The organism is Paenibacillus sp. FSL R7-0652, assembly GCF_038595045.1.
In the GTDB taxonomy this organism is placed as follows: domain Bacteria; phylum Bacillota; class Bacilli; order Paenibacillales; family Paenibacillaceae; genus Paenibacillus.
Window position 1 is genome coordinate 1,331,891 of the sequence record NZ_CP152001.1, and the last position, 14,838, is coordinate 1,346,728.

Here is a 14,838-nt window from a genome sequence, read left to right on the forward strand (position 1 = left end):
TTCATACAGGATTCAATTTTACCTAATGGACCGGCTTAATCTCTCCACGGACCGCAATTGACGTCATAATTAACTTTGGAAGGATTAGGAGGAATAACAAGTACATAATCATTCTGCTGCTCCTCGACCGTGCGAACCTTGATATGATCAGGAATTGTAATCCCGAATGCTTCGCGAAGCGCCTGCTTGGGATTGGAGTGAAGTTGTTGTCTGAACTGTTCGTCTGTCCAAGCCTTTTCAATAATTTCCTCTTGCAGCGTTTTTTCTAATACCATCATCGCCAACATTCCCTTCATATTTAGATTAAACTGAATCAGCTTGTCTCCTGCCCGAAGCTTGAGGTTGTAATTCGCTGATCCAGTAGTGAAACCCGCCTTGATAGAGCCTTTTTTTGTGATCTTCTATATCCTGAACAGCTTGTACCAGTCTGCCGCACAGATCGGAATTAAAAACAGTGAATTGCGGTAAGGCTGCGTTAGAAGATGTAAGTGCGCTGTTGTACTGCTGTGCAATATCTACGTATGTGTTCATGAATTGTGAATTAAATACATTATGGTGAGCAGATTCGTGAAGTGAGTGAGCACGGTATTCCTGATGGAGTGCTGCGGATATGTGAGAGAGGTAACTGTTGTAGCTGCCATGCACAGCATCTTGTTTCATATCTGTAAAGTCATCCGTCATCTGAAGAGTCATGAGCACGATATTCAATGCATCACAGACCGAAGCGATTCGCTCAGGCTGTTCCAACAGAAGCAGAGAACCGATGGCTCCTATTTTTGATGGTGATGCTTTCTGGGCGATGAGAAGCGGATGCTGCTGGAAATAATCGATGTGTAATTCCCCATTCACACTTACGGCCCATTCTTGAAGAACTTGTCTGAAATAGTTCCAGAAATCAGAAGCGGGTTCAAATAATGCACCATAGATTTGGATTGCATCGATGTAGTAAAGATTTCCTAAAGACAACTTGAGCACGGCATTCTCAGTCGGTTCATCCATAACGTCATCCAGATTAAGAAAATACAGCATGTGCAGCAGACAGGCTGTACTGAGCTGATGAGCCTGTTCCGATGGAAGTCCATCCGTGTACTGCATCCAGAGCGGAGTGATATACCCGATGCAGCTGTGTCCTGTCCCCTTCGTTACGGGGTGGAGCAGTCGGAGCTGCTCAAGTGCACGTGCTGCCAGTGGATCGGGGTATTGCCGAAGCCGCTCTTCAGTTGAAGCAAACAAGGCATTCACGTCAAACATATACGGATCTAGCCATTCTCGCTGCATAAGGGCAACGTCCTTCCTGATCAAAATATGGAATATGTAGTAATCTCAAGGAGATACATACATTATAGCTCATTTGTATTGAAAAAAATAGGATTTTTTGTGATCATTTGTGAGAAAAAAGGGTGGCGATTTGCATTTTATAGCATAAAAAGTTGGAATTTGGGTCCAAACTAGGGAGGCATAGGATATCGATACAGGAAAGGCGGATAAGCAATGAAAAATTGGAAATCGTGGCTGGCAGTCGGTGCAGCGGCTGCCATGATCACCGTTACACCGGGCCAGACTGCTTTAGCTGGTCCTGCTGTTCCTTCGGAGCAGGTAGACGGGAACCGGACAGAATCAGCCGCAGGAAATAAAAAACCTTGTATGCATGCGGGGCACGGTCTGTTTATGATCGGTGAGACTGCTGATTTGCTCGGTATTGGACTTCGCGATCTAAAGCAGCAGATGGAACTTGGCAGGACTTTGTCCCAGATTGCCAAAGAACGCAAAGGTCTTAGTGAGGAACAGTTGCTGCAGAAATTAAAGCCGACGCTGTCAGAGCGCCTTGATCGAGCCGCAGCCGAAGGCTGTCTCACGAAGGAACAAGCCGCGGCAGCCAAAGCTGATATGGATGTGAAATTGAAAAAAGTTGTGAACACACCGCTTCGTGAATTACGGCGTGAATTCACACACCATGGGAAACATTCCATGCTTGATAAAGGAGCAATCGCACGTTACATCGGCATATCGACCGAACAATTACATGAACAGCTGCAGGCTGGCAGATCGCTGGCAGAAATCGCCCAAACGAAGGGGATTAGCGAAACACAACTGGTGAATCAGCTTAAAGAGCAGCTGACAGGTGATCTGCAAAAATTTGTTCATCAAAAGCATCAGGGTCACCCGGTTCCGGTCCGTCCAGGGAATGTACCAGGACGTTCAGCTGTAAACGAAGTGAAGTAAGCAGCTGCGCATACAAAGAAAGAGCATCCACCGGATGGGGGACGCTCTTTCTTTGGTAATGCGTTTAGATGGACCATCTCTTTTAAAGATTTGGATGCTGGCTGTTATCGTATTAAGGTGTCTCCTGGATCTGATTTTTGACAGCTGAACCTGGTGTTGAGTTTTGATCCGGGAATGACTTTCTTCCATGCGCGGGCATACTTCCGTATGAGCCCGACTGCTGTTTTCTATTATGAGTTCGCACTAATCCAACCGTGAAGCGGGAGCCTGGCAGCCTGGACAATGCCCAACTGATACCAAGCGAAGTAACAACTGTGACAGCAAAGGAAAGTATGGTCACGGGTAAATGCCATCCGCTGAGCTGAAGTGGTCTGGTAACATAGGCAATGGCATAGATCACGAGAGCATGAACCAGATAGCCCCCGAAGGAGTAACGTCCAATCCAGGTGAGTATGCGCTCTAACCACAGGTTCTTACCCCGCAGCAGCACCAGAAAACCGTAGAACATAAACATCTGAGCCATAATATTAATAAACGTGCTCGGTTTCAGATAAGTAGAAATATTCAGGTTCATCGTATCTTCCGACCCGCGCAGCACATCGTAGCCAAGCCAGATATACATCACAATAAAAACGGCAGTGGTACAAGGGAGCGCCCTCACCGTCCAGCTTCTCCAGTTCTCCACCGTCCAGGCACAGACAGCGCCAAGCAAGAAGTAAAACCAGTACATAATCCATGAATAGGAACGGTATTCCAACAGGCCAGACCAAGGTTCAGACCACCATCGTGTCCAATCAGGCATATCGTAGTATGACCATTTCATAAGCCACATGTACAGTAGGGCTGCCGCCAGGATGATGGATACCGTCAGCTGCATCGAAGTAAAACGTTTGAGATTCTTCAGCCGCTTCCGGACGGCATGGGCCCCCGCGAGAAACAACGGAAACAGAATATAAAACTGAAACACCATTAGAACGAACCAAAGGTGATATCCGGTCTGCGGCATAAACAGCTCACGGACAAAACTTCCCAAATCCGGCATGCCTGAAGACCAGAACGCAGGGGTGAACACACGAACAGCTAACCAGTAGATGAGTGTCCATATGAAAAAGGGCATATAAATATCACCAAACCGCTTGGCAATGAACCGGGGATAATCAGGTTTGACGTACCGGTGGTGGTAGAACAGCATCACACCAGATAGAAACACGAAGGTGGGGGTACCAAACCTCGTCAAATGATATATCATGGTCAGCATAACGGAATCAGGCTGCTCAATGTCTGCCCGGTAGATGTACTCTGCAATATTATGCTGCATGACAATGGCCAGGAAAGCTAACCCGCGCAGTTCAGTCCATTCGGCTATTTTTGGCAGTTTCATCCACAATCCTCCCTTCTCCGGCCGGGGTCATCATACAAGACTACCCTCCAAACATTAAGGCTGCATTAAATGGCGAAAATAGGAACTAAAAAAGACGGCCTAAGCCGCCCTTTTACTGTTTATGGCATTGTCACTCACTGGACTCATCAGAAGATGAGCTGCCCGGAGTCTGATTGTCATTCTCAAATAATTTCTTAATGTAAGCCTGAAGTTTAGGGACATTTACACCTAATACCTGAGCAGCCCCGGCCCGTTCGTTTGTCAGCAGCTTATTCGGCGGAATCTGCTGCTGATCGATCTCGTTTACACGAAGATCGAAGCCTAGCGAAGCCAGTTTCAGCATTTGCGTTGGACTGAGGTCCGTTTTGATATAAGGGGCGATTGCTTCCAGCATCTCAGGAATTTTAAAGAGAGAAGTGGTGCTCTGCATCTTCTTGGCAAGTTCGGTCATAAAGATGCGCTGTCGCTGGGTCCGTGTGAAATCGGAGGTCGCATCATGCCGGAAACGAACATACTGGAGGGCCGTTTTGCCATCCATATGCTGCAGCCCTTTTTTCAGATCAATATCATACATATGCTTGTCGGCTTTACTCGTGTAATACATGTCTTTCTCTACATCAATTTCAATGCCGCCCAGTGCATCAACGAGAGCCATGAATCCGGTAAAGTCTGTATAGACGTAGTGCTGAATGGGAATGCCAAGCAGATTGCTGACCGTTTGTTTGGTTAATTCAGCTCCTCCATAGGAAAAGGCCGCATTAAGACGACTTTTGCCATGGCCTGGAATCTCCACATACGTGTCTCGAAGCACCGAAAACAGATGGGCTTTTTTGGAAACCGGGTCAATGGAAGCAACCATCACCGAGTCTGAACGCCCCGCGTCATCCCCTCTGGAGTCACCGCCAATCAGTAAAATATTTACTCTCTCTTCGCCGTCCCATTTCGGAATGACCGCTGCGGGAGTATCGGGGGTTGGAGTGCTGCCTGAGTCATTGTTAGAAGTGGATGAGGCACTGGATGCAGTCGAGATGCTATTGGCAAAATGAACAATGGAATATCCGTAGTAGACAACCACTCCTATTACAGTAATTACCAAGGTCAGGGCTGTCCCCCATAACCATTTTTTAAGCATAATCTTCACCTTTCTATGTATAAACTGATAGATACCCAAACTAGTTTAACAAAAAGAAAGAGAAATGTCCTCCCTGATTCCGAAAATGCGGTTCATTTACATATTAATGAACGAATCGTTGGTTCAAATAGAATGCGGCCTGCATTATGGAAAAACGAGATTCTTCACGGTCTTATAAACTGCAAAATGTTCGTCTGTGTATTTGGCAAAGAAGCACCTTTCTTTTTGAACGTTATGCGTTGTTAAGTGAAATTTTCTGAAATTCAGATGTCATATATTCATTCACGGAACATGTGTGTCGATATATTATACAGATGTACTAGTTTATTGGGCCAAGTTGGAGGAGTGGGAAGATGGGGAAAGTGCGGGGGAACGCATTAGGAAAAGTGAAGTTTACGATTCGCGGTAAGTTATTGAGCGGTTTCTTGATTGTCTTGGCATTACTGATTTTTGTTAGCGTGTACACGCTGACTCAGGTTTTCAAGATGGCGGATAGTGCAAGACAGATCGACCAGACTTGGATGCCTAGTGTAAGTTTACTTGGGATTATGAATGGTGATGTGTCGGATGTAGAACGGCTGGCACTGGCCATTATTGTAGAACAGAACCCAAGTGAAACGGAGAGAATGAATGGAGTGTTGACCGAGCTGCTTGCCAAGATTGAGGATGAGCGCAAGGAATTGCTGACCTTAATTAATGGTAATGCTGAGGCTGAGAAAATGTATGAGCAGTTTTCCAGTAGTTATGATGCATATCTGCAGAAAATGCCCACATTTGTAGACTTTGGTCTGAAAAATGACTTTGATACGGCCAGCAAGCTGCACACAGAAGCCTACACGCTCTGGTATGCAGCTAATGATACCATCACCCAGTTAATTAATTTAGGGAATGACGGAGCGAAAGAGGTTGCTGGCGGATCTGTCAAACTTGCCGAAAATGCTTTTAATATCATTTTGGTTGTATCTATAGTGGCAACGCTGCTGGCATTGTTCATTGCGTTATTTATCGCAAGTATGATCTCACGACCGATCAAGAAGATGACGGAAGCAGCTTCAGCGATCGCAGATGGTGATCTTACCGGTGAAGCCATCACGCTGAAAAACAGGGATGAGCTGGGTATTTTGGCAGCCGCTTTTAATACAATGAGTACCAATCTGCGTTCGATGATTCAATCTGTATCGGAAACATCCGAGCAGGTCGCAGCTTCATCCGAGGAACTTCTTGCCAGCGCAGAGCAAAACACGAAAGCTTCGGAGCAAATTACCGAAACGGTTGAAGAACTATCTGTCGGAACAGCGAATCAGGTAGATATTGTGAAGCGTTCTTCGCAGGAAATGAATGAAATGGCATTAGGCTCCGAACAGATTGCCGAACTGGCTCAAAGTGTATCCGTGTCCGCCGTGGATGCAGCAAATCAATCTGCGGAAGGTAACCAGATTATACAGCAGGCTGTTCAACAGATGGGGGCTGTTCGTAACTCTATCGCTTCGCTGAGAGAACTGGTTACAGGACTCGGAGAGCGTTCAGCCGAGATTGGAACCATCACTGAAGTGATCAACAACATTGCCCGGCAAACCAACTTGCTTGCGCTGAATGCGGCGATCGAAGCTGCACGTGCAGGGGAACATGGCCGAGGATTTGCTGTAGTTGCGGGTGAGGTGCGTAAACTGGCCGAGGAATCCTCAGCTTCAGCCCAACAGATCTCAGAGATTGTTCAGCTGATTCAGCAGGATACGAATCATGCTGTAGAGGCTGTGAAGGTGAACAGTAATGAAACGGAAGCCGGAATTGAGCTGGTTACTGCAGCCGGAGAAGCATTCGAGCAGATCTCGAATGCTGCCAACAAGGTAGCCGGGGATATTGAAGAAGTATCTGCAGGTTCAGAGGAAATGTCAGCAAGTACAAACGAGGTCGTAAGTTATGTGACCCAGATCTCTAATATTGCATCAGAAGCTGCAGGGGCTGCACATAACGTATCTGCTGCTACGCAGGAGCAGTTGGCTTCCATGGAAGAGATCGCTTCATCGGCAGGAATGTTATCCAAGATGGCCGAGGAACTGCAGGGACAGGTGGGCAAATTCAAAGTATAGATTCACACGGAGGAATACGGAGCTGTTTCTCCCGGGAGGTATCCGGGAAGAAACAGCTTTTTTGTCATATCACGCTGATCAGGTCACAACAATGTTATTCCAGAAGTCACCAATGTTGATATTGTAAGTTAAACAAAACACTATAATGGTAATTAATGGTGGAAATTACATGCGGTTACCACCATGGAGAGGAGCGTGAATCATCAATAATCTGGAGATGTTCACCCGGAACTTTCAAGAAAAGGAGATGAACAGTAAATAATGAAAGGGCGCTGGTGGAAACGAGTTGCTATGGCAGCGTTATCGGCAGGACTGCTGGCAGGAAGCTTTTCTATGAATACAGGATTACGCCAGGCGGATGCGGCCGCTGGAGATCATAACTATGCAGAAGCACTTCAGAAGGCTATTTATTTCTATGAGGCGCAGCGGTCGGGGCCGCTGCCTGCAGACAACCGGGTTGAATGGCGTGGTGATTCGGGAATGCAGGATGGAGCGGATGTCGGAGTCGATCTGACAGGAGGCTGGTACGATGCTGGAGACCATGTGAAATTTGGCTTTCCAATGGCAGCTTCAGCCACAATGCTGGCCTGGTCCGTTGTGGAATACGGTGATGGGTATGAGCAGGCCGGACAGCTGGAGGAAATCAAGGATAATATCCGGTGGGCAGCCGACTATTTTATGAAAGCGCATACGAAACCAAACGAATTATGGGGACAAGTTGGAGGAGGTAATATCGATCATGCCTGGTGGGGACCTGCAGAGGTAATGCAGATGAACCGCCCATCGTTCAAGATCGATGCTTCCTGTCCGGGAAGTGATCTGGCGGCAGAGACAGCGGCTGCCCTGGCGGCCTCCTCGATCGTATTTGCAGATGATGATCCGGCCTACTCGGCCAGAATGCTTCAGCATGCAAAAGAACTGTACAACTTTGCAGATACATATCGGGGAAAATACACCGATTGTATTACCGATGCTGCAGCATTCTATAATTCGTGGACCGGATATGAAGATGAGCTTGCATGGGGCGGAGCATGGCTTTATTTAGCCACTAATGATAACGCTTACTTGTCCAAAGCGATCGCAGCTGCAGACCGCTGGTCTGCAAGCGGAGGTTCTGCGAACTGGCCTTATACCTGGACACAGGGCTGGGATAGTAAACATTACGGTGCCCAGATTCTGCTTGCCCGGATTACATCCAGTTTGAATATGCCGGAGGCCACCAAATTCATTCAGTCGACGGAACGCAATCTGGATTACTGGACGGTAGGAACAAATGGGGGCCGTGTGACTTATACCCCGGGCGGATTGGCTTGGCTGGATCAGTGGGGTTCACTCCGTTATGCGGCGAATGCGGCTTTTATCTCTTTTGTGTACTCCGATTGGGTCAGTGACCCTGTGAAAAAATCCAGATATCAAAATTTTGCCGCCTCGCAGATCAATTACATTTTAGGGGATAATCCTCGTCAGAGCAGTTATGTGGTCGGATATGGGAAAAATCCACCGAAGCATCCGCATCATCGTACCGCTCATAGTTCATGGATGAACAACGAAGATATTCCGGCGGATCACCGTCATATTTTATACGGCGCCATGGTAGGAGGACCAAACGCGTCGGATCAATATACGGATGACATCGGGGATTACGTGAGCAATGAAGTAGCGACAGATTACAATGCCGGCTTCACTGGAGCACTCGCCAAGATGAATCTGCTGTATGGACAGAATCATCAGCCTCTTGCGAATTTCCCTGCTCCTGAGGTCAAAGGTGACGAATACTTTGTCGAAGCGGCTGTTCGCTCATCAGGTTCGAATTATACGGAAATTCGTGCACTGCTGAACAACCGCTCAGGCTGGCCTGCGCGAATGGGGGATCAGCTTTCCTTCAAATATTTCCTCGATTTGAGTGAGGTGTATGCTGCAGGGCATACCGTATCGGATGTTCAGGTAACTGTATCATCCAGCGAAGGTGCAGTCGTTTCACAGCCTGTTGTGGTGGATGCTGCCAAGCGGATCTATGCCATTACGGCAAACTTCAGCAATACCAAAATCTATCCTGGCGGAGAGGGGAATTATCGCAAAGAAGTTCAATTCCGCATTACAGGTCCGCAGGGGGCATGGAACCCGGCGAATGACCCTTCGTACCAGAACCTGACGACAGGGAATCCGGTAAAAAGTGCGTACATTCCCGTCTATGATGCTGGAGTAAAGGTATATGGACAGGAACCGGGTATGACACCGGTGACCGTGCCGGCTGCACCTTCTGGCGTGCAGGCAGCAGCCGGAAACAGCCAGGTCACGCTGAGCTGGGCAGCATCTGCCGGGGCTGTAACGTATACGGTCAAGCGTGCCGAAGTTAGCGGAGGCCCTTATACAACAACTGCTTCGGGTGTTAGCGGGCTGACTTATACCAACACAGGTTTGACGAATGGCAAGACCTATTATTACGTAGTGAGTGCAGTTAATGGAGCCGGGGAATCACCAGCTTCTATGCAGGTGCAGGCACTGCCGCAGGAAGTATCGACTGTGCCAGGATCGCTGATTTTAAGCGGGACAGCAGGCAATAACCAAAATGTGCTGTCGTGGACAGCATCATCAGGGGCCGCCAGCTACAATGTGCAGCGTGCAGCTGCAGGCGGATCGTATGTCGATGCGGCAGCCGGACTAACGACGCTGACCTATAATGACACAACAGCACTTAATGGTACAGCCTACAGTTATCGGATCGCTGCTGTGAATGCGAGCGGGCAGACCTTATCCAATGTAGTGGTGCTGACACCTTCCGAGCCGCCCATTTCGACAGGCACGCTTGAAGTACAGTATCGGAGCGGAGGGTCCGGGAATTCCAGCAATGCGGTAACTCCACAGTTCAATGTGAAGAACACGGGCACACAGGCGGTTGATTTGAGTACAGTGAAGATTCGATATTATTTTACCAAAGATGGCTCAGAGGATCTGACCTTCTGGTGTGATTATGCAGAGGTTGGTACAGCCAACATCCAAGGCAAGTTTGTGACGGTAAATCCGGCGAAAGGAATGGCTGACACGTATTTGGAGATCAGTTTCACCTCTGGAGCGGGCAGTCTGGCAGCCGGAGCGGAGACGGGCGTCATCCAGGGACGTTTCTCGAAAAACAATTGGAGTACTTTTGATCAGAGCAACGACTATTCTTTTGATGGTTCCAAAACTGCTTTTGCCGCTTGGAACAAAGTAACTGCATATCAAGGAAATACGCAGGTATGGGGGCTGGAGCCTTAAATACTCAACTACAGCATGGGCAGACCAACAGCATCGATATCCGATTTCCACTATTCCAGGGAGGTATATATTCATGTTGAAAACAGCTGCAAAAAAGAGTTTAACTGCCATGCTGGCGGGAACCGTCATGCTGACGGGTTACACGGGCCTCTGGGCTTATCCTCAACCGGCGAATGCCGCGGATCAGGCCATTGAAGTTCAGGCTGAAGGTGTCAATGAAGCCCGCTTTCTGCAATTGTACGATCAATTGAAAGACCCGGCAAACGGATACTTTTCTCCAGAAGGTATTCCGTATCACTCGATTGAAACGCTGCTGAGTGAAGCACCGGATTATGGTCATATGTCTACATCGGAGGCGTACAGTTACTGGTTGTGGTTAGAAACCATGTACGGTCACTATACGGGAGACTGGTCCAAACTGGAGGCGGCCTGGGATAACATGGAGAAGTACATTATTCCGGTCAACGAAGGGGATGGCAAGGAAGAACAGCCAACCATGAGCTTTTATAATCCAAACAGTCCTGCAACATATGCAGGGGAAAAACCGTTTCCTGACCAATATCCATCCAATCTGAACGGTCAATATGCAGCCGGTAAGGACCCGCTGGATGCTGAACTCAAGGCAACCTATGGCGATAATCAGACCTATCTGATGCACTGGCTTATTGACGTGGATAACTGGTATAAATACGGAAATCTGCTGAATCCATCCCACACGACAACGTATGTGAATACGTTCCAGCGCGGCGAACAGGAGTCAGTATGGGAGGCCATTCCTCATCCATCCCAGGATGATAAGTCATTTGGTAAACCGGGCGAAGGTTTCATGAGTTTGTTTACCAAGGAAAATCAGGCACCGTCAGCACAGTGGCGTTACACCAACGCGACAGATGCCGATGCACGTGCGGTTCAGGTATTGTATTGGGCGAAAGAGATGGGGTACAACAACTCGGAATATCTGGATAAAGCGAAAAAGATGGGCGACTATCTGCGGTATGGCATGTACGACAAGTACTTCCAGAAGATCGGAAGTGCGAAGAACGGGACACCGACCGCAGGTACAGGTAAAGATTCCAACATGTATCTCATGGCTTGGTACACGTCATGGGGTGGCGGATTGGGCCAAGGCGGGGACTGGGCATGGCGTATTGGAGCGAGCCATACTCACCAAGCCTATCAAAATCCGGTTGCAGCCTATGCCTTGTCTGATCCCGCAGGAGGTTTGATCCCTGATTCGCCTACAGCGAAAGCAGACTGGAATGCAACGTTAAAGCGCCAGCTCGAATTCTACACTTGGCTCCAATCCCATGAAGGTGCAATTGGTGGCGGAGCAACCAACAGTATTGGCGGTTCCTACGCAGCTTACCCTGCAGGAGTCAGCACGTTCTATGACATGGCCTATCAGGAAGCTCCGGTATACCGTGATCCGGATTCCAACACATGGTTCGGATTCCAGGCTTGGCCGCTGGAGCGTGTAGCCGAGATGTATTATATTCTCGCAGAGAGTGGTGACCTGACATCCGAGAACTTCCAGATGGCCAAGAAGGTCATTACCAAATGGGTTGACTGGACGAAAGATTATGTATTTGCCGGTGAACGCCCTGTAACGGATGATCAAGGTTACTATCTGAATGCAGCTGGACAGCGTATTCTCGGTGGCACCAATGTTGAGGTAGCGACAACCCCGGCTCCGGGCGAGTTCTGGATTCCAGGTGGCCAGGAATGGCAGGGACAGCCCGATAAATGGAATGGATTCAGCACGTATACGAATAATCCAAACTTCCACGCGATTACCAAAGATCCGGTACAGGATACTGGCGTGCTTGGAAGTTATATCAAAGCGCTGACGTTCTTTGCTGCTGGAACGGAAGCAGAGAATGGTACGTTGAGTGCGAAAGGTCAGGAGGCCAAGGACTTGGCTCAGACATTACTCGATACGGCTTGGGATTACAATGACGGTGTAGGGATCGTGACAGAAGAGGAGCGCAAAGACTACTTCCGCTACTTCGCCAAAGAAATCTATCTTCCGGCGAATTGGTCGGGTAAATTCGGTCAAGGCAATACAATTCCGGGCAATGCAGGCGTACCTTCGGATCCGGCCAAAGGCGGAAACGGTGTGTATATTGGATACTCCGATCTGCGTCCAGCGATCAAGCAAGACCCGGCTTGGGCTTATCTCGAGAATAAGTACAAAACCTCTTACAATCCAACGACGAAACAGTGGGAAAATGGTGCACCTACCTTTACGTATCACCGTTTCTGGTCACAGGTTGATATGGCTACCGCTTATGGCGAATTTGACCGCCTCCTTGGTGACAGCGACACACCAGGAGTTGAAGTACCCGCTGCACCTGCCGGCGTAACGGCAGCTGGCGGTGACGAACAAATCGTTCTGAACTGGAAAGCCGCAGCAGGGGCATCTTCGTATACGGTGAAGCGTGCAGAAGTGAACGGTGGTCCGTATACTTCTGTAGCGACTGGTGTTAGCGGTTTAACCTTCACAGACACCGGATTGACGAATGGAAAGGCTTATTATTATGTCATCAGCGCAGTGAACAGTGTTGGTGAGTCTGCACCTTCGGCACAGGTTACAGCAACACCTCAGGATGGCGTGAGTGTACCAGGTGCCTTCACCCTAAGTGGAACAGCTGGAGATGCACAGGCTGTGCTGAACTGGACGGCTTCTACCGGAGCCGCGACGTATACTGTGCAGCGCTCCACAGGCAGCGGGGCATATGTTGATCTTGCGGCTGATCTGACGGCACTGACGTATACCGATGCAGCGGCAGTGAATGGAACAGCCTATAATTACCGAGTGGTTGCCATCAACGCGGATGGTCAGACGAATTCCAATGTAATTGTACTGACGCCAACCGCTGCTCCGATTTCAACCGGAACACTGGAAGTGCAGTACCGTAATGGAGGCTCGGGCGCTTCTGGCAATGCGCTTACGCCGCAATTCAACCTGAGAAATACAGGAACAACCGCGATCGATCTGAGCAAAGTGAAGCTTCGTTATTACTTTACCAAAGATAGTTCCGCGGATCTGACCTTCTGGTGTGACTATGCACAGATTGGCAGTGCGAATGTGAAGGGGAGCTTTGCAGCAGTCGAGCCAGCCAAAGGAACGGCAGATACGTATCTGGAGATCAGCTTTACTGCTGGTGCAGGCAGCTTGGAAGCAGGTGCTGAAACGGGGATCATTCAGACACGTTCCTCCAAGAACAACTGGACGAATTTTGATCAATCGAATGATTATTCCTTCGATGGCACTCAAACAGCATTTGGTGCCTGGACTAAAGTGACAGCGTACCAAGATGGTGTGAAAGTGTGGGGCATGGAGCCATAAATCCGGCAAAAAGCTGAATGATCAGGGCTGGTTTCAGGAATTGGGGCCGGGAACGGAACGTCCGAAAGATTATTCAGCCGTTTAAATTATTCCGTGGGTTTAGTGGGTGCGGCATGAGTAAGAACAGACTCATTGAACAGACGCAGTAGGTGAAGAACCGGGGAGAAATCTCCGGTTCTTCACGTTGTTTAAAGACATATATTTTCATTTGCGAAGGGTGGATTCCAGATTGAAGTGAAATGAAACGTAGTAATGTTTTCCAATTGGTTCAGAAGAATTATTAAAATCTAGGACATAGGTTGGATGTGTGAGAAACAGGAGGTCTGCTTAAGCAAAACGCAGAAACCCGAGGTGTATCAATTGGTTACAATAATTTAACCTTTAATCCCGTGTAGTTTGTGTTCTATTTTTCCAGTCAAAGAACGTTTTCCCTGATTCGATATGCTCAAAGTGCTCTGAATCCTTGCAGGACTTTGGGCTGATGAACGTTGTGGAATGCCCGTTTACAATAAGGCGAGCCGGGAAGATGTCTTCTTGGTTAAAATTTTGTAATATCCGGAGGGGCACGACATCATGAACTGGAAGAATACCATTGTTACGGCAGGTGTAACAGCAGCATTGCTGATGGGAAGTCTTACAACGGCATCGCTCACAGAACAGGTATCCGCAGCGGCGGCAGATCAATCGAAAGTAAAAGTCATCTGGGGTGTAAACCTTCGAACCACACCAACGTCATCAGGCAAAGTTATTCGTATGGTCTCCAAAGGAGAAACGTTAACCGTGCTTGAGCAATCCGGCTCGGATTGGTACAAAATTAAAGACTCGTCTAATCGGACAGGTTATATATCGTCTTCATCCAAATACACGCAGACTGTAAGCGGGGGGACAGCATCAGGAAGTACCAGTACTAATGTTTCAAACAGTTCTGCTTCTGGCTCAACGGTTAAAGGAAGTACCGCTGTAGAGAAGGTCATTGCAGCCGGAATGAAGTACATGGGAACGCCTTATAAACATGGAGCAGACCGCAATAGTACGGCAATGTTTGACTGCTCCAGCTTTGTACGGCGGGCTTTTATCGATGGATTGGGCATTACACTTCCTGCTGACTCACGCCAACAAGGGGACTATGTAAAGAAGAAAGGCACAGTCAAAACCAATTGGAAAAACCTGAAACGTGGTGATTTGATGTACTTTATGTCGTACAAAGGCACCTCGGCATCAGCCTACAACGGTGTGAACAAATCACGGGCAGTCATTACACATACGGGAATTTATCTGGGAAATGGTAAAATACTGCATACATACTCCAACGCTGGCGGTGGTGTGACGATCAGTGATATTGCCGGAAAACATTGGGAATACCGCTTCCTGTTTGGTGGAAGTGCGCTGTAAGGACAAGCTGAAAGCG

At 48.3% G+C, this 14,838-nt stretch carries 9 protein-coding genes; 5 read left to right on the forward strand and 4 right to left on the reverse strand.

Going from position 1 to position 14,838, the window contains the following annotated elements:
• Positions 1–35: 35 nt before the first annotated feature.
• Both MKY97_RS05865 and MKY97_RS05870 read right to left on the reverse strand, forming a co-directional pair.
• Positions 36–278 carry an NHLP leader peptide family RiPP precursor gene (locus MKY97_RS05865; protein WP_342554560.1) on the reverse strand — a complete coding sequence of 81 codons (243 nt, stop codon included), beginning with the start codon at positions 276–278 and terminating at the stop codon, positions 36–38.
• Positions 279–303: 25 nt separating this feature from the next.
• Entirely contained in the window at positions 304–1,278 is a 975-nt protein-coding gene (locus tag MKY97_RS05870; RefSeq protein WP_342554561.1) for a hypothetical protein, read from the reverse strand.
• 213 nt (positions 1,279–1,491) lie between these two features.
• On the opposite strand from MKY97_RS05870, the gene MKY97_RS05875 reads away from it, so the two are divergent.
• Positions 1,492–2,223 (forward strand): hypothetical protein, encoded by a 732-nt coding sequence (locus tag MKY97_RS05875; RefSeq protein WP_342554562.1) that lies wholly within the window; start codon positions 1,492–1,494, stop codon positions 2,221–2,223.
• Positions 2,224–2,335: 112 nt separating this feature from the next.
• Here MKY97_RS05875 and MKY97_RS05880 read toward each other — a convergent pair whose 3' ends face one another.
• Both MKY97_RS05880 and MKY97_RS05885 read right to left on the reverse strand, forming a co-directional pair.
• Positions 2,336–3,604: an acyltransferase gene (locus MKY97_RS05880; protein ID WP_342554563.1), complete on the reverse strand. Its 1,269-nt coding sequence runs from the start codon at positions 3,602–3,604 to the stop codon at positions 2,336–2,338.
• A 130-nt stretch (positions 3,605–3,734) separates the two neighbouring features.
• Positions 3,735–4,736, reverse strand: a complete 1,002-nt coding sequence (locus tag MKY97_RS05885; RefSeq protein WP_342554564.1) for an LCP family protein — start codon at positions 4,734–4,736, stop codon at positions 3,735–3,737.
• Between the two features lie 353 nt (positions 4,737–5,089).
• Here MKY97_RS05885 and MKY97_RS05890 point away from each other — a divergent pair, with 353 nt between their 5' ends.
• From MKY97_RS05890 to MKY97_RS05905, 4 genes are all read left to right on the forward strand, one after another.
• A complete protein-coding gene (locus MKY97_RS05890) occupies positions 5,090–6,826 on the forward strand; it encodes a methyl-accepting chemotaxis protein (RefSeq protein WP_342554565.1) in 1,737 nt (578 codons plus the stop codon).
• Between the two features lie 261 nt (positions 6,827–7,087).
• Entirely contained in the window at positions 7,088–10,081 is a 2,994-nt protein-coding gene (locus tag MKY97_RS05895) for a glycoside hydrolase family 9 protein (protein WP_342554566.1), read from the forward strand.
• A gap of 73 nt (positions 10,082–10,154) precedes the next feature.
• Positions 10,155–13,430, forward strand: a complete 3,276-nt coding sequence (locus MKY97_RS05900) for a glycoside hydrolase family 48 protein (RefSeq protein WP_342554567.1) — start codon at positions 10,155–10,157, stop codon at positions 13,428–13,430.
• Between the two features lie 573 nt (positions 13,431–14,003).
• A complete protein-coding gene (locus MKY97_RS05905; protein ID WP_342554568.1) occupies positions 14,004–14,822 on the forward strand; it encodes an SH3 domain-containing C40 family peptidase in 819 nt (272 codons plus the stop codon).
• Positions 14,823–14,838: the final 16 nt, after the last annotated feature.

Bases quoted from the DNA above. Each gene is read 5' to 3' on its own strand.
- MKY97_RS05865 (WP_342554560.1), bottom strand. From the start codon at position 278: ATGATGGTATTAGAAAAAACGCTGCAAGAGGAAATTATTGAAAAGGCT.
- MKY97_RS05870 (WP_342554561.1), bottom strand. From the start codon at position 1,278: ATGCAGCGAGAATGGCTAGATCCGTATATGTTTGACGTGAATGCCTTG.
- MKY97_RS05875 (WP_342554562.1), top strand. From the start codon at position 1,492: ATGAAAAATTGGAAATCGTGGCTGGCAGTCGGTGCAGCGGCTGCCATG.
- MKY97_RS05880 (WP_342554563.1), bottom strand. From the start codon at position 3,604: ATGAAACTGCCAAAAATAGCCGAATGGACTGAACTGCGCGGGTTAGCT.
- MKY97_RS05885 (WP_342554564.1), bottom strand. From the start codon at position 4,736: ATGCTTAAAAAATGGTTATGGGGGACAGCCCTGACCTTGGTAATTACT.
- MKY97_RS05890 (WP_342554565.1), top strand. From the start codon at position 5,090: ATGGGGAAAGTGCGGGGGAACGCATTAGGAAAAGTGAAGTTTACGATT.
- MKY97_RS05895 (WP_342554566.1), top strand. From the start codon at position 7,088: ATGAAAGGGCGCTGGTGGAAACGAGTTGCTATGGCAGCGTTATCGGCA.
- MKY97_RS05900 (WP_342554567.1), top strand. From the start codon at position 10,155: ATGTTGAAAACAGCTGCAAAAAAGAGTTTAACTGCCATGCTGGCGGGA.
- MKY97_RS05905 (WP_342554568.1), top strand. From the start codon at position 14,004: ATGAACTGGAAGAATACCATTGTTACGGCAGGTGTAACAGCAGCATTG.